The sequence below is a fragment of the Candidatus Eisenbacteria bacterium genome, from assembly GCA_035577985.1.
GTDB lineage: Bacteria > Desulfobacterota > Binatia > DP-6 > DP-6 > DATJZY01.
This window is the reverse complement of the sequence record DATJZY010000106.1, coordinates 1-25,913: the sequence shown is the minus strand read 5'-3', so window position 1 is coordinate 25,913 and position 25,913 is coordinate 1. Positions and strand designations below refer to the sequence as shown.

Below are 25,913 nucleotides of genomic sequence, written 5' to 3'. Positions count from 1 at the left end.
ACGGCCCGGGGCACTGCGAGCGGGCCGGCTCAGCGCCAGTCGTCGATCGCGAACACGTCGGGCCGGCTGTAGGCGGGCTCGTTCGGGCGGTGCATCGCGACGCCCTGGATGACCGTCCGGTAGCCCCGCGCGCGCATCCGGCGGTACGCCGCCTCGCGCGCGAGATTCGTGCCGCCCATGACCGTGCCGGCGCCGCACCCCGCGGCGAAGGCTTCGCATGCATCGAGGAGACGCTCGAAGTCGGCGCTCGCGTCCGGACCCGGGCGCACGGCGCCGAACTTGACGAAGCACTGGTCGCTGCCCGCCTCGGTGCCCGCCCCGACGTGACAGACGGCGAAGGCGGCGAGGCGACCGCCGTCCTCCACCAGCACGGTGTCGCCGAAGCCGTGCGTCGCGACGGCGCGGATCTCGTCGGTGAGGTCCAGCCCATCGTAGAGGGCGTTCGTGATCTCGCGGCAGCGCGCGAGCGCCGCGGCGGGCGCGCCTTGGGAGAAGCGTGACCAGCGTGCAGTCGCCGCCGGCGGCGCGGTGATCGCCTTCGACATGATCGCGGTCAGGAACCTCGGGTAGAACCCGTAGCTTCCGTAGAGCCCCACGTGCTTCGCGCTCTCGGCGAAGGTGAAGAGACCGGCGTGCCGTATCCCCCACCGCTCGAACAGGGCCATCACCGGATCGAGGAGCCGGCGTCCCACGCCGCCGTTCCACAGATCCGGGCGCACCGATAGCGGCCCGAAGAAGCCAAAGCTGCCCCAGCGCACCGCGAAGTTGGAGCCGACGAGCTCCCCGCCGCGCGTCGCGACGAAGCCGGCGCCGGGATTCGCGAGGAAGCGCGCGCGCACGAACGACGAGTCGCCGCCGAACGCGAGCGGATCGGGAAGGCGAAGGAACGTCCCGAAGGCGAGCCGGAAGATGCGGTCGGCCTCCGGAAGATCGCGTTCCTCGATCGTGCGGACCTGGACGTCGCTCATCGCACCGTCGCGCCGCCGTCGACGGGCAGGATCTGACCGTTCACGTAGGCGGCGTCGTCGGAGAGAAGGAAGCACGCGACGTCGCCGATCTCGTGCGGCTCGGCGACGCGGCCGAGCGGAATCGCGCGCTGCATGCGCTGCTTCATCTCGGGCTGGTGGTAGACGCCGCCCGTCATCGGGGTGTCGGTGGCCCCCGGACAGATGCAGTTCGTGCGCACGCCCTGCCCCGCGTACTGCTCGGCGAGGAGACGCGTCAGCGCCACGACACCGCCCTTCGACGCCGTGTAGCCGCTCCCGAAGCCGTGGCCGCGCACCCCGGCGGTCGACGCCACGGTCACGATGGCGCCGCCGTGCGCCACCAGATGCGGGAGCGCGTACTTCACGACCAGGAACGTCCCCACGAGGTTCACGCGCAGCGTGCGCTCGAAGGTCGCGAGCTCGACGCCGGCGAGCGGTTGCATGTCGCCGGGATCGAAGATGCCGGCGCTCGTGACGACGCCGCGGAGCGCGCCGAGGGACGCGACCGCGCCGTCGACCGCCGCCCGCACGGCCGCCTCGTCGCCGACCTCGACCCGGAAGGCCGCGAGGCGGCCGCCCTGCCCTGCGAGCTTCGCTCGCAGGGCTTCCAGCCGGTCCGCATCGCGGTCGACCAGCGCTACCGCCGCGCCCTCCTCGATCAGCCGAACGCAGACGGCCTCGCCGATCCCGCTCGCCGCCCCGGTGACCAGCACGTGGCGCCCTCTCAATCCCTTCATGCCGCTCACATCGCCGAGGCTCGACGACGGGTCAAGGACGTTGCGCGGCCGCGGCCACGTGCGCTAGGCGATCGGGGTGACACGCACGCCGGTGCGCACCGCCGCAGCCACGATCCTGCTGGCCGCCGCGGCCGCCCATGCGCTGGTCGCCGGTGGCGGCCCCGCGGCGACCGACTGCCTGGCGGTCTGGGACGGCATGACGGCGACGAAGGGTGCGACCGCCGTCGCGTGCCGCGACGGCGATCCCGCCTGCGACGCCGACGGGCAGCAGGACGGCGCCTGCACCTTCGGGGTCGACGTGTGCGTGCTGTCGGCCGACGTCGGCGGGTGCTCGGCGACGGACGTCACGTCGCTCACCGTCTCGCGCGTGCTCGCGCAGACCGGGAAGCTCGTGACGCAGGCCCTGACGCCCCCGGTGACACCGGCGTCGGAGGCTGCGTGCGGCTCCGCCGCGATCGTCCGGCTGCCGCTCCGCGGGAAGTCGCACTCGAGGCCATCCAAGCGACTCGCACTGCGCATGCGGGCGAAGGGCACCGCCGGCGGCCAGACGGCTCGCGACTCCGATCGGCTGACGCTCCAGTGCCTGCCGAACGAGGGGCAGGGTGAATGCCCGCCCAATCCCGCCGGTGGTCCGCGCGAGCTGCGCCTCGTCGCTGCGGACGCCGGGACCGATCTCGACAACGGCTGGACGGGCGTGGCGCACAACTTCCCGATCGTCGGCGGCTCCACGCTGCGCGCGTGCCTCTCGGGATGCGACCCGAGCACCACGTCCACCTGCACCGTCTCGAGCGAGACGGGGCGCGGGACGATCAACCCCGCCTTCGGACCGCCGCTGCCGCTCTTCGTGCTCGGCGCCGCCACCTGCCTCGTCAACGAGTACGACGGCTCGATCACCGGCACGGCCGATCTCGCGACCGGCGCCGTCGACCTGACGCTCGCGCTCGGCAGCGCCGTATGGTTCGCGCCGCCCGGCGTGGTCTGCCCGCAGTGCTCGGGGAATGCCCGCGGCGACACCGGCGTGTGTACCGCCGGGCCCGACAAGGGACGCGCGTGCCGGGTCGAGGGCACGGTGCTGGTGAGCGACGCGAACCAGGTCTTCAAGCTCTCGAGCAGCTGCCGCCCCGACGGTACGTTCCTCGCGCGGCTGCAGATCCCGCTCCACGTGACGACGAGCAGCCGCGCGCTCGAAGGCGCGCTCCCGTGCGCCGGGCAGCTCGCGAGCAACGGCTGTCCGGGCGCCGGCACGTGCGGCGCGCCGTGCACCGGCGACGCGTGCGTGTCGCAGGTCCCCGATCCGGTCGACCCGGCGACGGCCCGCTGCCTCGACCGCAAGGGCGGTCTCTCGCAGACGTGCTGCGCGGCGACGACGAGCCTGCCCTGCTTCCCGTCCGATCGGATCGAGCGGACCGGCAAGGCGACGACGCCCGTGCCCCCGTGGCCGGACGCCGCCTATCCGAAGACCGCCGAGCCGGTCCTCGTCGACGTCTTCTGCGAGCCGGCGACGCAGCAGAATCTCCTGGACACGGTCACGACGGGCCTGCCCGGCGCATCGGCGCTCATCCTGCCGGTGCACGCGTGCTACCACGACACCGAGAGCTGTCCGTGATCCGCGGCGGGATCGTGTGCGCCACGATCCTCGCGGCGGCGCTGCCCGCGGCGGCCACCCAGCGCTTCGGCGCGGTCCAGCTCTCGGGCAACCTCCAGACGCAGAACCTGGTCCGCACGCCCGACGCGTCGACGTACCAGTTCATCCAGCAGCGCAACACCGCGCGCCTGCGGCTCCAGTACGATTGGCTCGACCACGGGCGCTTCCTCTCGAGCTACGACGTCCCGTTCATCGAGCGCTCGCAGGTCCTCGTCCAGTGGCGGGGCGTCTACGACAGCGTCTACGACACGACGCCCGGATTCGCGCCGCGCGAGGACATCCACGGCCGCGCCTACAGCGGGCGCCGGCTGCCCGGCGCGCTGCGCGCGGCCGGCTTCAGCGATCGCCAGCTCACGCTGGACGGCCTCACGCGCGGCGAGCGCGATGCCTTCCGCTTCGACGACGAGCTGCGCGAGGCGTGGATCGAGGTGCGGCTGCGCGGCCTGCCACTCACGGTGCGCGCCGGAAAGCAGCAGCTCGTGTGGGGCGAGAGCGACAACTTCCGCCTGCTCGACCGCGTGAATCCTCTGGACCTCACCTGGCATCTACAGCAGGAGATCCCGCCCCCCGCGTTCGGATGGGACGAGCTGCGCCAGCCGCTCTGGATGATCCACTTCCTCTACGACCTGGATCAGATCGGACCGCTCTCGCAGGCGTTCCTCGAATGGTACTGGAATCCCGGCGACTGGCAGCCGGCGAAGCAGGCCTACCTCCCCCGCCCGTGGGGCCTGCCGTTCCTCAACCCGCTCACGAACCCGCTCGACGGCGCGATGGTGAGCGGCTTCTGCGACGGTGCGCCGACCAAGATCCACGGCGGGCCGAACGACGGCAGCGGGAAGTGCACGAGCCTCATCGGCGGCACGAAGCTCTTCGGGCAAGGCGACTGGTCGCGCAATCCCGCCGAGAACAGCCAGGTCGGCGTGCGCCTGCATGCGGTCACGCCGGCCAGCGTCGAGCTGGCGCTCGTCTACTTCTACCAGCGCTGGGCGGGCGACGACGGCACGAACTCGGCGCCGCTCGCGGGCGTGCCGCGCACGTTCAACCCGCAGCGCGATCTCGAGCTCACGCGCGGCTACCTCGCCCGGGGCATCTTCCCCGCCAAAGCCATCTCGCCGTACGTGCACACGATCGGCCTGTCGGCGAACTATGCCGAGGAGACCTGGACGCAGACCGTCTACCGCCTCGAGACGGTCTACGACATGGGCATCCCGTTCTTCGACGTCTCGCGCGTGACGCTGATCGACGTGCCGGCGCTGCCCGGCGTCACCAAGAAGGACATGTGGAAGGGCATGATCGGCTTCGATCGCCCGACCTGGATCAGGCCGCTCAACCGCGTGAGCACGTTCCTCGTGACGGGCCAGTTCTTCTGGCACCATCTTCTCGACAACCCGAGCTGCCGCGCCCAGGACATCGCGATCCTCCCGGCGCAGCAGCGACGGCGCGCGGGGTCGTGCCTCGTGGGCGGGCTCGATCTGCCCTCGCGCGAGCGGCCGCCCAATGTCGCCTTCCGCGACAAGATCCGCGGCTGGGAGGCGCTCGCGTCGCTCGCCGTCACCGGCTTCTTCCGCGGCGGCAGCGTCGTGCCGACGCTCGGGCTGGTGGTCGACCCGGTGAACCAGTTCGGCATGGAGCCGTTCTGGTCGGTCGACTGGTTCGTGCGCAACGACCTGGTCGTGAACCTGGCGCAGCGCTACTTCGTCACGCCGCGCGGTCACTCGACGCCCATCTTCGAAACCTGGGGCCTGGCCGGATTCAACGCCGGACGCTCGGAGACGAGCCTCCGCATGACGCTGCAGTTCTGACGCGATGGCCGACGACCCGCCTCGCCTGCGCATCGTTCCCCGGCCGAGCGGCCCCCCGCCCCCGCCCGCCCGCACCGGTCCGCCGCCGCTCGTCGCGCGCCGCCGCGCCACGATCGTCGTTGCCGAGCTGCCGGCGACGCCGGGCGCCGTGCTCGAGGAGGCCGCCGCGCACACGCTCGCCGCGCTCGACGACCTCGCGACGATCGTCGCCGGACACGGCGGGCGGGTCGTCGACCGCGTGGACGCGATGCTCGTCGCGGCGTTCGGCGCCCCGGCGGCGATCGAGCGCGCCGCCCACCAGGCGGTGACGGCCGCAGCGGCGATGCGCGCCGTGCCCGGGATCCGCGTCGGCGTCGAGTCGGGCGTCGTCCTCGTGGGAGATCCCGACGAGGCGAGCGGTCCGGGAGCGCCCGTCACGAGCGACGCGGTCGGCATCGCGCGGCGCCTGAAGGACGCCGCGGCGCCGGGTCGCGTGCTGGTCGGCACCCGAGCGCACGACGAGGTGGCGGAGGCCTTCCGCTTCGAGCCCGCCGCCGACGTGCGCGGCCCGGAGGACACGGTGCTCGCCGCCTGGGCGCTCGCCGCGCCCACCCCTCGCACCGGCCGCCCGACCGAGGCGCCGTTCGTCGGCCGGGCGCGCGAGCTGGAGGTGCTCCGCGCCTGCGTCCGAGGACTGCCGGAGGACGGCGGCGGGTGGGTCGACGTCGTCGGCGACGCCGGCATCGGCAAGTCGCGGCTCGTCCGCGAGATGGCGGCGGCGTGCGAGCGGGAGGGCACGCGCGTCCTCGAGGGGCGATGCACGGCGGTCGGGCGCCGTACCGGCTTCCTCCCGTTCGTCGAGCTGCTCCGGCGCTGGGCCGGCATCGACGAGCGGGACACGGACGAGCACGCCGTCGCGTCGCTCGCGCGCGCCCTCGAGCCGGTCGCAAGGAGCGAGACGGCGGCGCTGCTTCCGTTCCTCGCCACGCTGATGGGCCTGCCGCTCCCCTCCGCCGCACCAGCGCCGGAAGACGATGCCCTCGGGCGCATCGTGGCGCGCAGCCTGCGACGGTTCTTCGAGCTGCTCGCGTGGCAGGCTCCGACGGTCGTCGTGCTGGAAGACGTGCACTGGGCCGACGGCTCGTCGATCGAGCTGCTCGCGAGCGTCGTCGGGCTGGCGCGCGCCCTGCCCCTTCTGTTCGTCTGCACGCGGCGCCCGGAGCCCGACGAGACGACGCACCCTCTGCCACCGGCGCGCCGGCGGATCCCGCTCCAGGCGCTGGACCCACCCGATGCCGACCGCCTCGTTCGCAGCCTCCTCGGTACGCAGGTCGCGACCACGGTCGCCGCCCGGGTCGTGTCGCGCACCGGCGGCAACCCGTTCTTCATCGAGCAGGTCACCCGCGGGCTCGATCGCGCCGATGCGAGCGCCATCCCCGAGACGGTCGAGCAGCTGCTGCTGGCCCGTGCCGAGACGCTCGCGCCCGCGGCGCGTCGTGCGCTCGAGGTCGCCGCGGTGATCGGACCGACGGTCGAGCAGCGAATCCTGCTCCGCGTCCTCGGCGCCGGGGTCGACGGCGACGCGGTGATCGGCGAGCTCGTAGCACGCGGCTTTCTGCGTCCGACCACGCGCGACGGCGACCCGGGCTACGCCTTCCCCCACGCGCTCGCGCAGGAGGCCGTCTATGCCGCGATCCTGCGCGCACGCCGGATCGCCCTCCATGCCGAGGTGGCCGACGCGATCGTCGCCTCGAGCGGCGATCGGCTCGCCGAGCGCTACGGGATGCTCGCCTACCACTATGGCCGGGCCGAGCGCGTCGCCGAGGCCGAGCAGTATCTCGTCGCCGCCGGCGAGCAGGCGATCCACACGGCGGCCTCCGACGCGGCGCTCTACTACTTCGAGGAGGCGATGCGCCTCTACCTCCTGCGTCACGGCGAGGGCGGCGATCCGGCTCGCAAAGCGGCGCTCCTCACGCGCGTGGGCCATGCCCTCTTCGGCCGCGGCCGACTCCTCGAGGCCAGCGAGACGTTCAACCGGGCGCTCGAATGTCTGGGCGAGCACGTGTCGCGCGGGCGCGCGCGAACGCTTCTGCGTCTGCCGGGGACCGCCGCGGTGGTGCTCTGGCAGCTCTTCTCGCCGCTGCGTCGCGCGAGCGGCCGCCCCGCTTCGGCGCACGACCGCGAGGTCTTCGACCTCATGTTCCATCGGCAGGAGGCGCAGATCACGGCCGATCCGCAGCGCCTCGTCGTCGACTGTCTGGAGAACCTGCGGCGCTTCGGCACCGTCGATCCGTCGACGGTGCCGCGGGCCGGGGGCCTCTACGCCGGCGCGGGCGGCCTGTTCGGATACGGCGGCATCTCGTTCGCGATCGGCCAGCGGCTGCTCACGCGCGCCGCGGCCTTCGTGGACCACGCCGACCCGCGCGAGCTCCTGCGCGTGGAGGCGACGCAGTACATCCACCACGTGCTCGCGGGGGATTGGCACCTCGCGCGCGAGGTCGACGACGCGCTCGTCGCCGAGAACGTGCGGCTCGGGCGCCTGTGGGAGGCCACGACGTACCTCGGCGTGCTCACCGAGCGGCGCATCCACGAGGGCCGCTTCGCGGACGGCGAGGCGGGCATCGCGCGCCTCGCCGCGATCGAGCGGGACTTCGACTTCGAGCTCGCGAAGTCGAACCGCCAGGCCATGACCGCGCTCCTGCACCTGGAGCGCGGGCGGCTCGTGGCCGCGCTCGACGCGGCGTCGGCCTATCTCGCGGACCATCGCGACGACCTGCTCAACATCTATGCGCTCGGCATCCTGGCGAAGATCCGGGTCGAATCGGGGGACGTCGCGGCGGCGGCGACGGACGTCGCGCGCGCGGGCGAGATCGTTCGCCGCGTCGCCGTCGTGCCCCCGTTCCACCGCAGCCGCTACGCGCGGTCGCGGCTGCTGCTCGGCGTGGCCCGACACGCGCACGATCGCGGTGCCGAGCGGGCGGCCCTGCGCGCGGCGCGCTGGGTGGCGTGGAGCAGGCCCGAGGCCCTGCGACTGGCGGGCGCGTCGTCGTGGCTCGGCGGCCGGCGGCGCCGCGCGGTCGTGCTCTGGGAGCGCGGCATCCGCGAGGCGACACGCCTGGGGCTGCGTCCCGAGCTCGCGCGACTCTATCGCGAAGCGGGCACGCTCCTCGCCGAAGCGAACGGGTCGCCGCTTCGCGTCGGCGGCGACGACGCGCGCGCGTGCCTCGCCCACGCCGTCGCGCTCTTCGGCGAGCTCGGCGTCGAGCCGGCCGACGTCAGTCGTTGAGCGAGGCCAGGAGCTCCTGCGCCTCGGCCTGCTCGCGGACCGCCCCGGCCTTCTTGGCGAGGGCGAGCGCCTCGTAGGCCTTCGCCCGGGCCTCCGGCGCGCCGTCGTCGGCCAGTGCCCGCGCGAGGTAGAGGCGGGCGGCGACGTGATCGGGCTTGATCTCGACCGCCAGGAACAGGAGCCGCTCGCCCTTTTCCTTGTCGCCCCCGAGCGGTCCCGGAAGCCGGCGCAGCAGCTCGCCTCTCGAGACCAGGATGTCGGGATCGCGCGGCGCCAGCTCGTACGCGCGATCGATCTCGGCCTGCATCCGTCGCAGGCGTCCGAGGATCCGCCAGCTGAGGCCGGCCATGTCGCACTGCTTGGCGAGGTTGCAGAAGAGCGCGAAGTGCGCGCGCGGGTCCTCGTCATCGGCCGCGATTGCCGCCTCGCCCATCTCGACGCCCTTGTCGAGGAAATCGATCTTCTTCTGCTTGTCGGCGGGCATCCGGTCGACCTCGTTGCACACCTTCAAGGCGTCCTTCGCCCTGGCGGTCGAAGCGTCGTTCGCCCGGGCGATCGGGGCAAGCCACCCCACGGTGCCCGCCAGCAGTGCGCTCATGAGAAGAAGGCGCATCTCCGGTCCAATCCAGTACTCCCCTGGCTCCGACTCCGTCAAGACGGTTTTCTTGCCGCCGTCGTCACGAGGCCGAGCACGGTCACGATGGCACAGAGCCATACGAAGACGTCGCCGAAGCGAGTGTAGAACGTGCGCGTGCCGGTCCAGCGGATGTCGTCGACGTGCCAGAGCATCTCGTAGAGCGGCCCCTGCCATCGGATGCGCCCGTCGGGGTCGATGATCGCGCTGATCCCGGTGTTGGCCGCGCGCACCAGGGGCACGCGGTTCTCGATCGCCCGAAAGCTCGCCTGGACGAGGTGTTGATAGGGCGCCGACGTCCGCCCGTACCATGCGTCGTTCGTGATGTTGACGAGGAAGTCGGCGCCCCCGTCGACGAACCGGCGCGTGAGCGCCGGGAAGACGCCCTCGTAGCAGATGAGGACGCCGAACTTCCCCTCCGGGACGCGAAAGACCGTGGCGTTCTCGCCCGCGCCGATCGTGCCGACCGCCGTCACGATCTGTTTCACGAAGAAGAGGAGCCGCGCCAACGGCACGTATTCGCCGAACGGCACGAGCTGGATCTTGTCGTAGTAGCCCGCCTCCTCGCCGCTCGGTGCGACGAGGTACGCGCGGTTGCGCTGCTGCATGCGGCCGGTCCCGGTCTGCTCGTAGGCGGGCGTGCCGATCAAGAGCGGCGTCCGGGTCCGGCGCGCGAGCCCGAGCACGCCCTCGCGCAGGTCGCTCGGGTTCTGGAAGAAGAAGGGTGCCGCCGTCTCGGGCCACACGACGAGCCGCGCCCCGTCGCGGGTGGCGTCGAGCGTCAGCACTTCGTAGCGCGCCATGGTCTCGTCCTGGAATGCCGGATCCCACTTCTGGTCCTGCTCGACGTTGCCCTGCGCGAGCCCGACGCGCAGGGTTCCGGTGATCGGCTCGCGCGCGAGCGTGCCGATGCGCCAGTGGCCGAGCGCCGGCAGCACGACGAGCAGGACCGTCACCGTGAGGAGCGCCGGGAGCTGCCGTCGCACGCTCGTCCCACGCTCGCGCAGCACGTTCGCGACCACGACGTTGAAGAGCACCAGCACCGCCGACACGCCGTAGACGCCGGTCAGCTCGGCGATCTGGACGAGGTCGTGGAAGCGATACTGCGAGTAGCCGAGCGCGCCCCAGGGAAAGCCGATGAAGAACCAGCCACGCATCCACTCGAGCGTCACCCAGAGCGCCGGCGCGAGCCACACCGCATCGCGCCCGCCCCGCTCGAAGAAGCGGATGCCCGCCGCGAACGCGCCGTGGTAGCACGCGAGCGCGCTCGCCATCAGCACCACGATCGCCATGGCGATCACGAGCGGCACGTTCGTGTAGTGCACGATCGTGTAGCCGACCCAATAGGTGGTGGCGAGGTAGAAGACGAACCCCGTGAGCCATCCCAGGCGGAACGCGCGCGCCGGCGTCTGCCCGCGGATCGCCTGCAGCAGCGGCACGAAGCCGATCCACGCGAGCGGCTCGACGTCGAAGGACGGGAACGCGGCCGCGAGCGCGAGACCCGAGACGATCGCGAGCGCGTTCCGCCACCGCAGCCCGGGCGGCGCGCCTTCGGCGACGGCGACCTGCGCCGCGCCGTTCGACCCGATCAGTACCGCAGGCCCGCTCATCCTGCGAGCGCACGCAGGAGTGCGCGCTCCTTGCGCTGCATGCGACGGGCCTCGCCGGCCGATCGCTCGTGATCGTAGCCCAGGAGGTGCAGGAGGCCGTGCACGAGCAGGCGATCGCCCTCGACCGCGAGCGAGTGGCCGAGGGCCGCCGCCTGGCGGCGGGCGGTGTCGACGGAGATGACGACGTCGCCGAGGAGTCCCTCGGGCGCGCGACCCGGCCCTTCGCCCTGCGCGAACGCGAGGACGTCGGTCGGGCGGTTCTTCCGCCGCCAGGTGCGATTGAGCTCGTGGATGACGGGATCGGAGACGAGCACCAGCGAGAGCTCCGCGTCGGCGAGCCCGAGCGCCCGCAGCAGGCGCCGGGCGCTGCGGCCGAGCCGCCGTGCGAGTGCCGGGACCCGGCGCCCGCGCATCGCGACGAGCACCGCCATCCCCTCAGCGCTCCGCGCGGTCGTAGGCGCCGATGATCTCCTGCACCAGCGGATGGCGCACGACGTCGCGCTCGGTGAAGGTGACGAAGCGAATCCCCTGGATGCCGCGCAGGAGGGCCTGCGCTTCCTTCAGCCCCGATTGCTTCCCGGCCGGCAGGTCGATCTGCGTCACGTCGCCGGTGATGATGGCCTTGGAGCCGTAGCCGAGCCGGGTGAGGAACATCTTCATCTGCTCGGTCGTCGTGTTCTGCGCCTCGTCGAGGATGACGAACGAGTCGTTGAGGGTGCGGCCGCGCATGAACGCGAGCGGCGCCACCTCGATCGTCCCGCGCTCGATCAGCTTCCGCGCCCGGTCGAAGTCGACCATGTCGTTGAGCGCGTCGTACAGCGGCCGGAGGTACGGGTTCACCTTCTCGGCGAGGTCGCCGGGCAGGAACCCGAGCCGCTCGCCGGCCTCGACTGCGGGCCGGCAGAGCACGATCCGGTTGAAGTTGTTCTTCATCAGCTCCGCGACGGCCATCGCCATGGCGAGGTAGGTCTTGCCCGTGCCCGCGGGTCCGATGCCGAACACGATGTCGAAGTTCCGGATCGCGTCGATGTACGCCTTCTGCGCGATGCTCTTCGGCGTGATCGTGTGGCGGCTGGCGGAGATGAAGACCGTGTCGAGGAAGATGTCGCGCAGGTTCGCGGTGTGGTCGCCCGACAGGATGCGGATCGCGTACTCGACGTCGGAGGCGTAGATCGGGTAGCCCTGCTCGATGAGCCCGTAGAGCTGCTCCAGCACCCGTGTCGCGAGCTCGGTCTCGACCCGATCGCCGTGGACGGCGAGCGTGCCGTCGCCGACGTCGATGCGCACGCCGACCTCGCGCTCGACGAGCCGCACGTGCTCGTCGTGCTGGCCGAGGAGCGCGCGGAAGTGCGTCGGGTTCGCGAAGCGAAGCGTCGGGGGAAGGGTCGCCGGCTCGGCCAACGATCAGCTCCCCGCTCCAACCAGCTCGTAGGCCGCGGCGAGCGCGGCGTCGAGCTTGGTGGGATCCTTGCCGCCGGCCTGCGCGAAGTCGGGCCGTCCACCACCACCGCCGCCGACCATGGGCGCCAGGCGCTTGATGATGTTGCCGGCGTGGTACGTGCCGACGAGATCCTTCGTGACGGTTGCGAGCAGCATCACCTTGTCGCCCTGCGCGCCGCCGAGCACGACGACGCCCGACTTGATGCGATCGCGCAGCTTGTCGGCCATGTCGCGCAGCCCCTTGTCGTCGAGCCCCTCGACCTTGGTCGCGAGCACGGTGATGCCGTTCACCTGCTTGGCGTCGGCCATGACGTCGCGGCTGGCGCCGCCGGCGAGCTTGCCCTGCAGCTCGGCGATGCGCTTTTCCAGCTCCCGGCTCTGCGCGAGGAGCTTCTCGAGCTTGGCCTTGGCGTCCTGCTCGCCGGCGCGCAGGAGGTGCGCGATCTCGCCGAGGAGCGCCTCATGCCGGCGGATCTCGCCCAGCGCGCCGGCCCCGGTCGCCGCCTCGATGCGCCGCACGCCGGCCGCGACGCCGCTCTCGCCGTCGAGCTTGAAGACGCCGATGTCGCCCGTGCGCTGCACGTGCGTCCCGCCGCAGAGCTCGGTCGAGAACTCGCCCATGCGCACGACGCGCACGCGATCGCCGTACTTGTCGCCGAAGAACGCGAGCGCGCCGGCGCGGATCGCGTCGTCGTACGACATCTCCTCCTGCGTCACCTCGACGTTGGCACGGATCTCCGCGTTCACCTCGTCCTCGATCGCCTGCAGCTCGTCGGGCGAGACGGGCTTGTGGTGGTTGAAGTCGAAGCGGAGCTTCTGCGGATCGACGAGCGAGCCGGCCTGCTTGACGTGCGGGCCGAGGCGCCGCCGCAGCACGCCGTGCACGAGGTGGGTCGCGGAGTGATTGAGGCGCGCCGCCTCGCGCCGGGCGGCGTCGATCGCGAGCCGCACGCGATCGCCGACGGCGATGGCGCCCTGCCGCACGACGCCTCGGTGCGCGACGACGGCGCCGGCGATCTTGTGCGTGTCCTGGACCTCGATCCGGGCGCCGGACGCGGTGGTGATCCAGCCCCGGTCGCCCACCTGGCCGCCGGACTCGGCGTAGAAGGGCGTCTCCGCCGTGACGACGTCGACCTGGCTTCCCTCGCGCACCGGGCCGCGCGTCTGGACGCCGTCGGCGACGAGCGCCAGGACCTCGGACTCCGACTCCGTCACGCGATCGCCGACGAAACGGCTCGTGCGCTCGCCGAGCCCGGCGAGCTCCGGTCCGCCGCCCGCGTCGACGAACTTCTGCGCGCCGCGCGCCCGCTCGCGCTGCTCGTCCATCGCGCGCTCGAAGCCGTCCTTGTCGACCACGAGGCCCTCACCGGCGAGGATGTCCTCGGTGAGGTCGAGCGGGAAGCCGAACGTGTCGGAGAGCTTGAAGGCGACGGCGCCCGAGAGCGTCGTCGCGCCGCGCTTCCGCGTGGCCGCGATCTCGTCGGAGAGGAGCGCCAGACCGCGATCGAGCGTCTGCGCGAAGCGCTCTTCCTCGGTCCGCACGACTTCCTTCACGCGCGCACGCGCCTCGACGATCTCCGGAAAGGCGCCGCCCATCGCGTCGACCACTGCATCGACGACCTCCCACAGGAACGGCCGCTCCATGCCGAGGAGCTTGCCGTGGCGCGCCGCACGGCGCAGCAGGCGCCGCAGGACGTAGCCGCGCCCCTCGTTCGACGGCACGATACCCTCGCCGACCAGGAAGGTGACCGCGCGCGAGTGGTCGGCGATGACCCGCAGCGACACGTCGTCCTTCTCGTTCGCACGATACCGCTTCGCCGCCAGTCGCTCGGTGCGCTGGATGATCGTCTGGAAGAGGTCGATGTCGTAGTTGCTCGGGACGTTCTGGATGACGGCCGCGATGCGCTCGAAGCCCATTCCGGTGTCGACGTGCTTCGCCGGCAGCTCGGAAAGCGTACCCGACGCGTCCCGGTTGTTCTGGATGAAGACGAGGTTCCAGATCTCGATGTAGCGCGCGCAGTCGCCGTTCACCTGGCAGCGGTGCGGCTGGCCCTCGTGGTCGCACGCGTCGGGACCGCGGTCGATGTGGATCTCGGTGCACGGGCCGCATGGCCCCGTGTCCGCCATTTCCCAGAAGTTCTCCTTCTCGAAGCGGCTGATGCGATCGTGACCGATGTCCGTCACCTCGCGCCAGAGCGCGTCGGCCTCGTCGTCGGTCGTGTAGACGGTGGCGAAGAGCTTGTCCTTCGGGAGCTTCCAGACCTTGGTCAGCAGCTCCCACGCCCACCCGATCGCCTCGCGCTTGTAGTAGTCGCCGAACGACCAGTTGCCGAGCATCTCGAAGAGCGTGTGGTGATAGGTGTCGCGGCCCACCTGTTCGAGGTCGTTGTGCTTGCCGCTGATCCGCAGGCATTTCTGCGTGTCGGCCGCGCGAGTGTACGGGCGCGTCTCGCTGCCGAGGAAGACGTGCTTGAACTGCACCATGCCCGCGTTCGTGAACAAGAGGCTCGGGTCGTTCGCCGGCACGAGCGGTGCGCTCGGGACGATCGTGTGCCCGCGCAGACGGAAGAAGTCGAGGAAGCTCTGGCGGATCTGATCGCCGGTCACCGGGGTTAGATACCGGGTGGCCTCCGGAGCGGCAACCGCAACGCTCAGCCGGGCGCCATCGTTCGCAGGAGCTGCTCGGCGAGCTCGAACGGGGCGCCCGTCGGCAGGTTCATGAGCGCCGTGCCGACGCCGGCCGCGCGCCATTCCTTCAGCTTCGCGCGGCAGTGGTCGGCGGGCCCGCAGATCGCGATCGCGTCGATCAGGTCGTCGGCGACGGCCGCGGCGGCCTCCTTGCGCTTGCCGGCGTTGTAGAGGTCGCGCACCTCGTTCGCGTTGGCCTCCCAGCCGTAGCGGCAGAAGAGCGCGTGATAGTACGCGCCCATCCCGCCGATGTAGAACGACACGAGCGGCTTGATCATCGAGCGCGCCACGCCGGCGTCGTCGAACGGGATGATCGCCATGAAGGGCGCGATCTCGATCCTCGACGGATCCCGGCCGGCGGCGCGCGCGCCCTCGTCCATCATGGCGCGCCCGTCCGAGAGGTGCTTGTAGGGCCAGAACGTCGGCACCCAGCCGTCGGCCGCACCACCGACGACCTCGCGGATGGCCTTTTCCTGGAGCGAGGCGACGTAGATCGGCACGTCCGCGCGGCGCGGCGTCATCTCGAGCTTGAAGTGCCGCGCCTCGAAGAGCGTCGTCAGCTCGGGCTCGAGGCGCTGGCCCGCAAGGAGCGCGCGCACGATGCGGATCGTGTCCTTGAGGCGCGTCAGGGGCTTCCTGTACGGCACGCCGTGGAAGTTCTCGACCACGAGCTTTCCGCTCGTGCCGAGGCCAAGAATCGCCCGGCCCTCCGAGATCTCGTCGAGCGTCGCGATGCTCATGGCGAGGAGGCCCGGCGAGCGGCTGAACACGTTCGCGATCCCGGTGGCGAGCCGCAGCCGCTTGGTCCGGCAGGCGATCTCCGTGAGGAGCTGGAACTGCTCGTAGGCCCACGCCTCGGGAATCCAGATCGAGTGGTAGCCGAGATCGTCGGCGAGCTCGGCCGTGCGCAGCACGGTCTTGCGATCGTAGCTCTTCCAGAAGGGGACGATGCCGATTGCGTTCGCCATCGTCCGACAATCGGCGGGCGGCAGGCCGAAATCAAGCCGCCGATCCTGTCCGGGGCACCGCTTTCGTAGCCCCGGCCCCTCAGGATAGATGAGGCCCCTATGGCTACGCCGACCGGCCCCGCGCTGATGGAGCGCCTCGTCTCGCTCTGCAAGCGGCGCGGGTTCATCTTCCAGTCCTCCGAGATCTACGGCGGCATCAACGGCTTCTGGGACTACGGGCCGCTCGGCGTCGAGCTGAAGAACAACCTGCGCGACGTGTGGTGGGAGTCGATGGTGCGCAACCCGCCTCCCGGTCCCGACGGCGAGGAGCTGCAGATCGTCGGCCTCGACTGCTCGATCATCAGCCATCCGCGCGTCTGGGAGGCGTCGGGACACGTCGGCGGCTTCAACGATCCCATGCAGACCTGCCGCCACTGCAAGAAGCTCTTCCGCGCCGACCACGTGTGGGAGGGGCTCCTCGAGAGCGAGTGGGTGCGCGCGCTGCGCACGGAGTTCCCGGGCGTAACGCAGGACTTCCTGCGCCCGCGCCTGCCGGATTTGATCCGCTGGGCCGAGAGCAAGGGCAAGAAGCAGGCCAAGGGGCTGGCGCTCGTGCGCGCGCAGGCGGCCGTGAAGCCGCGCCTCGAGGCCGAGCTGGCGAGGACGCCGGAGCCGCGTCTGTCCGACTTCCTCACCTGGATCGGCACCGAGGCGGGCAAGCCCCTGCAGCTCCCCTGCCCCGAGTGCGGCGGCGATCTCACCGAGCCGCGCCAGTTCAACCTCATGTTCGAGACCTACGTCGGCGCGGTGCGCGACGACGACACCAAGGCCTACCTCCGACCCGAGACGGCGCAGGGCATGTTCTACAACTTCAAGAACGTGCTCGACTCGACGCGCGTGAAGATCCCGTTCGGCATCTGCCAGGTGGGTCGCTCGTTCCGCAACGAGGTCACGCCGCGCAACTTCATCTTCCGCTCGCGCGAATTCGAGCAGATGGAGCTCGAGTTCTTCGTCCACCCCAGCGAAGCGACCAAGTGGTATCAGTACTGGCGCGACACGCGCTACACGTGGTGGTGCAACCTCGGCCTCGCCGGCAGGAACCTCCGCCTGCGCGACCACGAGCAGGACGAGCTCGCGCACTACGCGAAGGAGTCCGGCGGGTGCTGCGACGTCGAGTACGCCTTCCCGTTCTCGGGCGAGAAGGGGTTCACCGAGCTCGAGGGCATCGCGTATCGCAGCGACTACGACCTCCGCCAGCACGCCAAGGTCTCGGGCGTGAGCCTCGACTACTTCGACCAGGAGAAGAACGAGCGCTACCTGCCGCACGTGATCGAGCCGGCCGCGGGCCTCACGCGCGGGCTCCTCGCCGTCCTCTGCGAGGCCTACACGGTCGACGAGAGCCGGCCCTCGCCCGAGCTGATGCGCTTCCACCCGCGCCTCGCGCCGACCAAGTGCGGCGTCTTCCCGCTCGTCAACAAGGAGGGCATGCCGGAGATCGCCGAGAAGATCTACGCCGACGTCCGCAAGCAGGTCGGCCCGGCGCAGTACGACGCGAAGCAGTCGATCGGCAAGCGCTACGCGCGCATGGACGAAGCAGGTACGCCCTTCTGCGTCACCGTGGACGGGCAGACGGTCGACGAGCAGACCGTCACCGTGCGCGACCGCGACACGGGCAACCAGGTGCGGATCGGCTGCGACCAGGTCGTCGAGTACCTGAAGGAGCGCATCGGCTGAACGTACTCGCCATCGACCAGGGCACGTCGGCGACCAAGGCGCTCGTCGTCGGCCCCGATGGCCGCGTGCTCGGCACCGGCGAGCGCGCCGTACACCCACGCTGGCTTCCCGACGGCGGCGTGGAGCAGGATCCGGAGGAGCTGTGGAGCTCGGTCGTGGGCGCCGGCCGCCAGGCGCTCGCGAGCGTGCGCGAGGGGGTCGTGGCCGTCGGGCTCGCGAACCAGGGCGAGACCGTGCTCGCGTGGGATCGCGGCACGGGTCGTCCACTGTCGCAGGCGATCTCGTGGCAGGACCGGCGCGCCGCCGGCGTCTGCGATGCGCTCGCCGCCGAGGCGGACCGGCTGCACGAGATCACGGGCCTGCCGCTCGATCCCTACTTCGCCGCGCCCAAGATCCGATGGCTCCGCGAGCACGTGACCCGCGACGGCGCCTGCACGACGACCGACGCGTGGTTGCTCCACCGTCTGGTGGGCCGGTTCGTGACCGACGCCGCGACGGCCTCGCGCACGCTGCTGCTCGATCTCGGCGCCGGCCGCTGGTCGGCCGAGGCGTGTGACGCGTTCGACATCGACCCGGAGGCGCTGCCGGAGATCGTCGGCTGCACGAATCCGCTCGGTGACACGACGGCGTTCGGCGCGGGCCTGCCCGTCACCGCCGCGATCGTGGATCAGCAGGCGGCGCTCTTCGGCCAGGGCTGCCTCGCCAGCGGCGACGCCAAGTGCACCTACGGGACGGGCGCGTTCCTGCTCGCGAACATCGGCAACGAGCCGCGCCGCTCCGCGTCGGGTCTCGCGACCTCCATCGCCTGGCGGCGCGGCGAGGCGACGACGTACTGCCTGGACGGCCAGGCCTACACCGCGGGCGCCGCCGTCGCGTGGCTGCAGGAGCTGGGGCTCGTCACGACGCCCGAGGATCTCGACGCCGCCGGCGGCGCGGTTCCCGATGCGCGCGACGTCCACTTCGTGCCGGCGCTCGCCGGCCTCGCCGCGCCGTTCTGGAAGCCGCAGGCGCGCGGCGCGCTGGTCGGGCTCTCGCTCGCGACGTCGCGCGCGCACCTCGTCCGCGCGATGACGGACGGCATCGCCGCGCAGGTGGCGTGGCTCGCGCGATCGGTCGCCTACGACCTCGGCGGTCCGCTCACGCGCCTGCGCGTCGACGGCGGCCTCACGCGATCGCGTACGCTCCTCCAGACGCAGGCCGACCTCCTGCAGATGCCCGTCGACGTCTACCCGTCCCCCGACGCGACCGCGCTCGGCGTCGCGGCGCTCGCGTGCTTGGGTGCGGGGCTCGCTTCCTCGCCCGCCGACGCCGTCGGCACGTGGACGCCGGCGGCCACCTACGAGCCGCGCATCTCCGCCGACGCCGCGGAGGCTCGGCTCGCCGCCTGGCGTCGCGCGGTCGAAGCGACGATGGATCTCCGGCTCTGACCTACGACGTCGCCATCGTCGGCGCCGGCGTCGTCGGAGCGGCGATCGCGCGCGAGCTCGGGCAGTACGACCTCGCGTGCGTGCTGGTCGAGGCGGCCGACGACGTCGGCACGGGCACGAGCAAGGCGAATACCGCGATCCTGCACACGGGCTTCGACGCCACGCCCGGCACGCTCGAGGCCCGTCTCGTCCGCCGCGGGCACGCGCTCCTGCTCGAGCACGGCCCGCGCCTCGGCATCCCGATCGAGCGCGTGGGCGCCCTCCTGGTCGCGTGGACGGACGAGCAGGACGCCGCGCTCGCGGGCATCGCGGCGAAGGCGGCCGAGAACGGGTACGCCGCGACCCGCCGCGTGGAGCGGGACGAGCTGTACCGCCTCGAGCCGCACCTGGGCGCGGGCGCCGTCGCTGCCCTCGCCGTCCCCGACGAGCACATCATCTGCCCGTTCACGACGCCGCTGGCGCTGGCGACCGAGGCGGTCGCGAACGGCGTCGCGCTGCGACTCGGCGCGGCGGTCGAGCGCGTGGCGCAAGCGGACGGCGCCCACGTCCTCGAAACGTCGGCGGGCTCCGTCGTCGCGCGCTGGGTCGTGAACGCCGCCGGTCTCCACGCCGACACGATCGACCGCCTCTTCGGTCACGATCGTTTCACCGTGACGCCGCGGCGCGGAGAGCTGATCGTCTTCGACAAGCTCGCGCGGCCGCTCGTCCGCCACACGATCCTCCCGGTTCCGACGGCGACCACCAAGGGCGTGCTGGTCGCGCCCACCGTCTTCGGCAACGTCGTGCTGGGCCCGACGGCCGAGGACGTGCCCGATCGCGCAGCCACCGGGACGACGGCCGAGGGGCTCGCATCGCTCCTCGGGAAGGGCCGGCGCATCCTGCCGGAGCTCGTGCGCGAGGAGGTGACGGCGACGTACGTGGGCCTGCGCGCCGCGACCGAGCACACCGACTACCAGATCGCGTTCCATGCGGACCAGCGCTACGCGTGCGCCGGCGGCATCCGGTCGACCGGCCTCACGGCGTCGATGGCGATCGCAAAGCACGTGGCCCAGGGGCTGCGCGACGCCGGCCTCGTGCTTCGCCGGCGCGATGCGTTCCGCGAGATCCGCATGCCCAACATCGGCGAGGCGTTCCCGCGTCCGTACCAGGAGCCCGCGCGCGTCGCCGCGCATCCCGACTACGGCTGCATCGTGTGCCACTGCGAGCGGGTGACGCGCGGCGAGATCCTGGACGCCGCGCGGGCGCCGATCCCCGCCCGCACGCTCGACGGCCTGCGACGGCGCACGCGCGCGGCGTTCGGCCGCTGCCAGGGGTTCTACTGCCTGGCCGAGGTGACGCGGCTCCTCGCCGGCGCGACGGGCGAGACGCCGGCGAGGCTTCTGCGCACGCCATGACCACGATCGTCGTCGGCGGGGGCCCGGCAGGGCTGGCGGCCGCGATCGAGCTTCGCCGGCTCGGCGCGGGCCGCGTCGTCGTGCTCGAGCGCGAGGCCGAGCCCGGCGGCGTCCCGCGGCATTGCGATCACCTCGGCTTCGGTCTGCTGGATCTCCATCGCCTGCTCGGCGGCCCGCGCTACGCCGCGCGCTACGCGGCTCTCGCCGAGCGCGCCGGCGTGGAGATCCGCTCGCGGACGTCGGTCACCGACTGGGCGGCGCCCATGGAGGTCGGCACGACGAGCCCGCGCGGCGTCGAGACGATTTCAGCCGACGCGATCGTGCTCGCGACGGGCTGCCGTGAACGGCCACGGAGCGCTCGTCTCGTTCCGGGCACCCGGCCGGCGGGCGTCTTCACCACCGGTGCGCTGCAGCAGATCGTCCATCTGCAGCGCGAGCGCGTGGGCCGGCGTGCGGTCGTGGTGGGCGCCGAGCACGTGAGCTTCTCGGCGGTGCTGACGCTCGCCCAGGCCGGCGCGGAAGCGGTCGCCATGGTGACCGAGTACCCGGCGCACCAGACGTACGCGCCCCTCGCCTGGTTCGCGGCCGGCCGCCGCGGCGTTCCGATCCTCACCGGCGCGCGCGTGGCCGCGATCCGCGGTCGCGATCGCGTCGACGGCGTCGACCTGGCGGACGTCGCGACCGGGGCACGGCTCGCGATCGCGTGCGACACGGTCGTCTTCACGGGCGACTGGATTCCCGACCACGAGCTGGCGCGACGGGGAGCTCTCGCGATGGATGGCGCGAGCCGCGCGCCGCGCGTGGATCAGGCGGGACGCACGTCGGCACGCGGCGTCTTCGCGTGCGGGAACCTCGTCCACGCCGCCGAGACGGCGGACGTCGCGGCGCTCGGCGGCCGCGGCGTCGCACGCGGTGTCGCGACGTTCCTCCACACGGGATCGTGGCCCGCGCCGCCGGTGCACGTCACCTGCGTGCCGCCGGTGCGGTGGGTGGCGCCCGGCGCGATCGACCCCGGCGAGCCCTTGGACGTGTTTCGACTGCGGGTGGACGAGCCGTGCGCCAACGTCGATCTGGTCGTGGCCCAGGGGACGCGCGAGATCTGGCGGCGCCGCTATTCCGCCCTCGTTCCGAACCGATCGATCCGTGCCGAGGTCGGCGGGTCGCCGGCTCTGCGAGCGGAAGAAGCGCTCATCTTCCGCATCGAAGCACGCTCCTAGCTCTGACAAGCGCGCTCGACGAGGCTCGGCTCGTCCACCGGCGCATGCTGTCCGTCGAGCAGCACGTTCCCGCCGGCGTCGAAGCTGAGCGCGGCCGTCCGGAACACCGTGCCCGCGTCGTCGGAGAGCTCGAGGACGGGCGCGCCGGCCGCGTCGAGCTGCACGGCCCACGATCCGTTGCGGACCTGGGTGGTGAGCACCACCTGCCGCCCGGTACCACAGAGCCCGATCTTCACGCGGGTCGGAAGGTTCGGGAGCCCCGAGGGCTCGGTGAAGACGAACGCGGTGTCGCGCAGGGCGGCGGTGAACTGCTCCTCGAGGCTCGGGGGCGACGGGGCCACCGGAGCGGGCTCGCACACGCCGCGCCCGTCGCGTACGACCGTCTCGACGTCATCGAGGGCGATCTCGCCGGCGCGGCTCGTGCCGACGCCGACCGACCGCGGCGAGCCGCTGGCGTCGGCGAGCTCGATCGTGACGTCGCGGCCGTCGGCGCGCAGCGTCCAGGTGCCACTCGCGCTGAAGGAGTCGGGAACGCCCGCGTCGTCGATCTCGTCGGTCTCGGTGAACGTCCCGCCACTGCACAACGTCAGCTCGCGCTTCGTCGTCCGGCTGCCGTCCACGACGACGGTCGAGATGGTCCGGTCGGCGAGCTTGCGCGCGATCTCGATGAGGCGCTGCGCGGGATCCTCGCCTGCGACGACCGGCGCGCACGCGCCGCCATCACCCGAGATGAACGCCGGTAGCCCATCGACGACGAGGTCTCCGCTCTCGGCGCGTTCGACCGGCAGCTGCGCCGACGTCGATCCGTCGCCGTCGAGGTCGAGCACGAGACGTCCGTCCAAGATGCGGACGGTCCACTTCCCGGCGACGTCGGGTGCTTGGGAGCCGTCGGGCAGAAGCTCTCGCAACTTGAAATCGCCGGTGGCGCAGAGGGTGATGTCCCGCGACGTCTTTTCGTCTTCGTCCGGCACGACGACGAGGCGATCGGCCAGCTCCCGTAGCAGCTCGGCGCTGGTCGCGCACGCGATCGCGGGCGTCGTCTGCTTGCAGGCTCCGATGAGCGGCTTCCGGCACCTCTTGAGAGCGCGCTTGGCGAGGCCCGCGCACTGCTCGGCGATCCGTGGGGCGCAGACCGACCGGCAGACCGCGCCGGGGGTCGCCGCACGGGCGTACCCGCCGGTCGATAGAATCGCCGCGCCGAAGATGAGAGCCGTCGTGAGCCGTCGCATCGCAGATCCCTCCCGTGGAAAGTGTCCGCGGGCTCTACGCGCGACCCAGAGGAGCGGATGCGGAGCCCGCTATCCGCCCAGGACCCGGTCGCGGAGGGCCGGGAGGACGGTCTCGACGCGGTCCTCGAGCTTCCAGTCGGCCACGTCGTCGTACGGCGTTTCCGACGCCGTGAGGATCGCCGTGCGCGCTCCCGACCCCCGGGCGATGGGGAGCATCTGGTTCACGGGCCCGACCACGAGCGAGCTCCCGGCGGCGACCAGGAGGTCGCACGCCGCCGCCGCGCGCATGGCGCGATCCAGGTCTTCGGCGACGAGCGCCTGGCCGAACGAGATCGTGGCGGGCTTCCACGCTCCGCCGCACTCGCATCGCGGAACCGCGGTGCCCGCCTCCCAGAGCCGCTGTGCGACCGCGCGCTCGGCGCGCCGCCGGCACGACAGGCATTCGACGACCGAGTCGGTGCCGTGGACGTTGACGAGCCGATCGGCCGGAAATCCGCTCCGCTCGTGGAGCCCGTCGACGTTCTGCGTGACGAGGAGATCGATCCGCCGGGCGCGGCCGAGATCGGCGAGTGCGGTGTGCGCAGGATTCGGCTGCGCGGCGCTCACGACCTCCCACGTCTCGCCCTTGTACCGCCAGTAGCGCTCGCGGTCGGCTTCGGACGCGAGGAACTCCTGGATCGTCACCGGCCGGTACCGGGACCACCGTCCACCCGGCGAGCGGAAGTCGGGAATGCCGGATGCCGTCGAGAGGCCCGCGCCGGTGAGCACGACGACGGAGCGGCATTCGCGCCACGCGGCGGCGAGACGGGCGACGGGGGTCACGGTGGACACCCCATGCCGTCAGGAGACCCGCCGCACAAGCGTCGTCGCCCGTCGAAACGTCATCGTCCCTTCACCATTCGCGGCTGGCGGCGGGACCCTTCGAGTGGGATGGCCGCGTGGGAGGTTAGGTGGTGTGACCGCCCACCGTGTGCTCGCCGCCGTCGCGCTCGCCGCCGCCGTCACGTTCGCGGCGGACGGGTGGGCCACGCTCTGCGGGGACAGCAACGCGAACGGGGCAGTCGACGTCGGCGATGCGTCGCAGCTCCTCCAGTACGTCGCGGGGCTCGTATCGGGCGACGGCTTCTGTGGCGGGGCCGGACCTGCGGACTGCCTCGACCTCAACCGCGACGCCACGGTCGACGTCGCCGATCTCGTCCTGCTCCTGAACGTCGTGGCAGGAAATGCGGTGCTCTTCGAGTGCACCGGCCGCGGTCCCGTCGTCGCGTGCGGCACGAGCCTTCGCAGCGCATGCTCGCCGACCGATCCGCTCTGCAAGGTACCGTCGGCGAATCTCACGCTACCGGCCGGCTGCGACACGTTCATCGACGGCTTGGTCTTGGTTCCGGCCGGTGTCGTACTCACGATCGAGCCGGGCGCGATCGTGAAGGGCCGCAAGCAGTCTACCAACCTCACGCCGACCGTCCTCGTGTTCCTGCAGGACGCCAAGCTGAACGCCGCCGGGACGCCCGCGGCGCCCATCGTGCTCACGAGCGACCAACCCGTGGGCAGCCGGAACGTCGGCGACTGGGGAGGAATCGTCCTCAACGGTCGCGCGCCGACGAACTGCCCGGGCCCGGGCGGTCTCTGCTTCGCCGAGGGGCTGACGGGTGTCCACTTCGGCGGAACCCTGCCGGGCGACTCGAGCGGAATTGTCACCTACGTGCGCATCGAGTACGCGGGCGTCGAGGTGGCACCGGACAACGTGCTCGACGCCTTCATGCTGAATGCCGTCGGCCGCGGCACCATCCTCCACCATGTGCAGACGAACGTCGCGTTCGAGGACTGCTTCGAATGGTTCGGCGGGACGGTGGACGCGAACCACCTGGTCGCGTCGGGCTGCGGCGACGACATGTTCGATTGGCAGCTCGCCTACACCGGCGCGGTGCAGTATGCGCTCGGCATCCAGGACGTCACCGGCCCGGGCTTCTCGGGCTCGTCGAACGGGCTCGAGGCCGACAACAACGAGAACGGGTTCGACCTCTTGCCCCGCTCCGACCCGCGCTTCTGCAACGTGACGGTGGTCGGCACGAAATCGCAGGGCGGGGTCGCGGGTCAGAACGGGCGGCGCGGCGCCCTGCTCCGCCGCGGGACCGCCGGCACGATCAGCAACGCAATCATGACGGACTTCACGGAGACGGGGGTTCGCGTAGCCGACGCCGCGACCGCCGTCCATGCGTGCGCCGACGACACGACGCTGCAGACGACCCCGCCGCTGCTGTCGCTGCGCAACACGATCCTCTTCGACAACGGCAACGTGCTCCAGATGAGCGGCACGTGGACGACTCCATGCACCCCCGCCGAATGGCTCGCGATGCTGGCGGCGGCGAATCACGTGCTGCCGGCGAACGTGACCGACGTCGGGCCCGACCCCGGGGTCCTGCGCGCACCGTATCCATACGCGAACCCCCGCACCACGCAGTACGTCCCGCAGGCAGGCGGACCCGCGGACGGCGATGCGACCACCGGCTGCGGCGCGGTCGCACCGGGACACGTGGACGATGTGCGATATCTCGGGGCGTTCCGCCCGGGCGTGACCGGGCCTGGCGACGCCGGGAACTGGCTCGACACGCCGGGCGACTGGATCAGCTTCGCCGCGCACTGAGCGACGTCACAATCTCGTCACACAAGCCGTGTAGGTAGTCCCACGCCACCGATGGAGGTCTGGATCGTGTTGGCGGCGGCGGGGCTCGCCTGCCTGCCGCTGCTGCGAGGAACGCGACGGGTGATCCTGGCGTCGGTCGTGATCGCGATCACGGCGCTCTCGGCCGTCGCGCTCCGGGGTCGCGAGCGCGCCCGCGAGGACACGGCGGCGGTGCGCGCCGATCGTCTCCCGCGTCCGATCGGCGAGAAGGGCTACGTCTCCTCGGACGCGTGTCGCGCGTGCCACCCCGAGCAGTACGCCACGTGGCACCGGACCTACCACCGGACGATGACGCAGGCCGCGTCGCCCGAGACCATCGTCGCGCCGTTCGACGGCGTGCGTCTCGCCACGCACGGGCAGAGCTATCGCCTCGGGCAGACGGGCGACGGTTTCTGGGTGGACGTCGGCGAGGCTGGCGATCGTCGCGAGGTGGTGATGGTGACGGGCTCGCACAACCAGCAGCGCTACTGGCTGC

Annotated in this window: 19 protein-coding genes; 9 read left to right on the top strand and 10 right to left on the bottom strand. The window is 71.9% G+C overall.

The genetic code is table 11. The features are described 5' to 3' along the window. Positions 1 to 29: 29 nt before the first annotated feature. Positions 30 to 968, bottom strand: a complete 939-nt coding sequence (locus VMS22_14935) for a GNAT family N-acetyltransferase (protein HXJ35326.1) — start codon at positions 966 to 968, stop codon at positions 30 to 32. Beyond that, complete coding sequence (locus VMS22_14930) at positions 965 to 1,723, bottom strand: SDR family NAD(P)-dependent oxidoreductase (protein ID HXJ35325.1); 759 nt, start codon at positions 1,721 to 1,723, stop codon at positions 965 to 967. The genes VMS22_14935 and VMS22_14930 overlap by 4 nt, the downstream gene beginning before the upstream one ends. Positions 1,724 to 1,799: 76 nt before the next feature. On the opposite strand from VMS22_14930, the gene VMS22_14925 reads away from it, so the two are divergent. Genes VMS22_14925 through VMS22_14915 form a run of 3 tightly spaced genes read left to right on the top strand, consistent with a single transcriptional unit; the run spans position 1,800 to position 8,435 of the window. Then, positions 1,800 to 3,329 carry a hypothetical protein gene (locus VMS22_14925; GenBank protein ID HXJ35324.1) on the top strand — a complete coding sequence of 510 codons (1,530 nt, stop codon included), beginning with the start codon at positions 1,800 to 1,802 and terminating at the stop codon, positions 3,327 to 3,329. Further along, positions 3,326 to 5,170 carry a DUF1302 family protein gene (locus tag VMS22_14920; protein HXJ35323.1) on the top strand — a complete coding sequence of 615 codons (1,845 nt, stop codon included), beginning with the start codon at positions 3,326 to 3,328 and terminating at the stop codon, positions 5,168 to 5,170. The genes VMS22_14925 and VMS22_14920 overlap by 4 nt, the downstream gene beginning before the upstream one ends. A gap of 4 nt (positions 5,171 to 5,174) precedes the next feature. Continuing rightward, entirely contained in the window at positions 5,175 to 8,435 is a 3,261-nt protein-coding gene (locus tag VMS22_14915) for an AAA family ATPase (GenBank protein HXJ35322.1), read from the top strand. Here VMS22_14915 and VMS22_14910 read toward each other — a convergent pair. Genes VMS22_14910 through VMS22_14885 form a run of 6 tightly spaced genes read right to left on the bottom strand, consistent with a single transcriptional unit; the run spans position 8,425 to position 15,775 of the window. Continuing rightward, a complete protein-coding gene (locus VMS22_14910; GenBank protein ID HXJ35321.1) occupies positions 8,425 to 9,033 on the bottom strand; it encodes a hypothetical protein in 609 nt (202 codons plus the stop codon). The two genes, VMS22_14915 and VMS22_14910, sit on opposite strands and share 11 nt — an antisense overlap. Positions 9,034 to 9,086: 53 nt before the next feature. After that, on the bottom strand, positions 9,087 to 10,679 hold the full coding sequence (gene lnt / locus VMS22_14905; protein HXJ35320.1) for an apolipoprotein N-acyltransferase: 1,593 nt from the start codon (positions 10,677 to 10,679) through the stop codon (positions 9,087 to 9,089). Then, complete coding sequence (gene ybeY, locus VMS22_14900; GenBank protein HXJ35319.1) at positions 10,676 to 11,110, bottom strand: rRNA maturation RNase YbeY; 435 nt, start codon at positions 11,108 to 11,110, stop codon at positions 10,676 to 10,678. Before ybeY ends, lnt begins: the two co-directional genes overlap by 4 nt. A 4-nt stretch (positions 11,111 to 11,114) precedes the next feature. Then, positions 11,115 to 12,080, bottom strand: coding sequence for a PhoH family protein (locus VMS22_14895; protein ID HXJ35318.1), 966 nt, complete (start codon positions 12,078 to 12,080; stop codon positions 11,115 to 11,117). 3 nt (positions 12,081 to 12,083) lie between these two features. Beyond that, the gene (gene alaS, locus VMS22_14890) at positions 12,084 to 14,726 is read right to left on the bottom strand and encodes an alanine--tRNA ligase (protein ID HXJ35317.1); all 2,643 of its coding nucleotides are present in this window, start codon (positions 14,724 to 14,726) and stop codon (positions 12,084 to 12,086) included. A 44-nt stretch (positions 14,727 to 14,770) separates the two neighbouring features. Next, a complete protein-coding gene (locus VMS22_14885) occupies positions 14,771 to 15,775 on the bottom strand; it encodes an LLM class flavin-dependent oxidoreductase (protein HXJ35316.1) in 1,005 nt (334 codons plus the stop codon). A 99-nt stretch (positions 15,776 to 15,874) separates the two neighbouring features. Here VMS22_14885 and VMS22_14880 point away from each other — a divergent pair, with 99 nt between their 5' ends. The 4 genes from VMS22_14880 to VMS22_14865 are packed head-to-tail and all read left to right on the top strand — an operon-like array spanning position 15,875 to position 21,526. Continuing rightward, positions 15,875 to 17,488: a glycine--tRNA ligase gene (locus VMS22_14880; protein ID HXJ35315.1), complete on the top strand. Its 1,614-nt coding sequence runs from the start codon at positions 15,875 to 15,877 to the stop codon at positions 17,486 to 17,488. After that, the gene (locus tag VMS22_14875; GenBank protein ID HXJ35314.1) at positions 17,485 to 18,915 is read left to right on the top strand and encodes an FGGY family carbohydrate kinase; all 1,431 of its coding nucleotides are present in this window, start codon (positions 17,485 to 17,487) and stop codon (positions 18,913 to 18,915) included. The genes VMS22_14880 and VMS22_14875 overlap by 4 nt, the downstream gene beginning before the upstream one ends. Continuing rightward, complete coding sequence (locus VMS22_14870) at positions 18,873 to 20,309, top strand: NAD(P)/FAD-dependent oxidoreductase (protein HXJ35313.1); 1,437 nt, start codon at positions 18,873 to 18,875, stop codon at positions 20,307 to 20,309. The genes VMS22_14875 and VMS22_14870 overlap by 43 nt, the downstream gene beginning before the upstream one ends. Continuing rightward, positions 20,306 to 21,526, top strand: coding sequence for an FAD-dependent oxidoreductase (locus VMS22_14865; GenBank protein ID HXJ35312.1), 1,221 nt, complete (start codon positions 20,306 to 20,308; stop codon positions 21,524 to 21,526). The genes VMS22_14870 and VMS22_14865 overlap by 4 nt, the downstream gene beginning before the upstream one ends. Here VMS22_14865 and VMS22_14860 read toward each other — a convergent pair. Beyond that, on the bottom strand, positions 21,523 to 22,755 hold the full coding sequence (locus tag VMS22_14860) for a hypothetical protein (GenBank protein ID HXJ35311.1): 1,233 nt from the start codon (positions 22,753 to 22,755) through the stop codon (positions 21,523 to 21,525). The genes VMS22_14865 and VMS22_14860 overlap by 4 nt on opposite strands. 69 nt (positions 22,756 to 22,824) lie before the next feature. After that, positions 22,825 to 23,577 (bottom strand): Sir2 family NAD-dependent protein deacetylase, encoded by a 753-nt coding sequence (locus VMS22_14855; GenBank protein ID HXJ35310.1) that lies wholly within the window; start codon positions 23,575 to 23,577, stop codon positions 22,825 to 22,827. A gap of 133 nt (positions 23,578 to 23,710) precedes the next feature. Between VMS22_14855 and VMS22_14850 the strand changes: the two genes are divergently transcribed. Together VMS22_14850 and VMS22_14845 are read left to right on the top strand one after the other, a co-directional pair. Continuing rightward, entirely contained in the window at positions 23,711 to 25,399 is a 1,689-nt protein-coding gene (locus tag VMS22_14850) for a dockerin type I repeat-containing protein (protein ID HXJ35309.1), read from the top strand. 51 nt (positions 25,400 to 25,450) lie between these two features. Then, positions 25,451 to 25,913: hypothetical protein (locus VMS22_14845; protein HXJ35308.1), on the top strand; the 463-nt coding region annotated here is incomplete at its 3' end.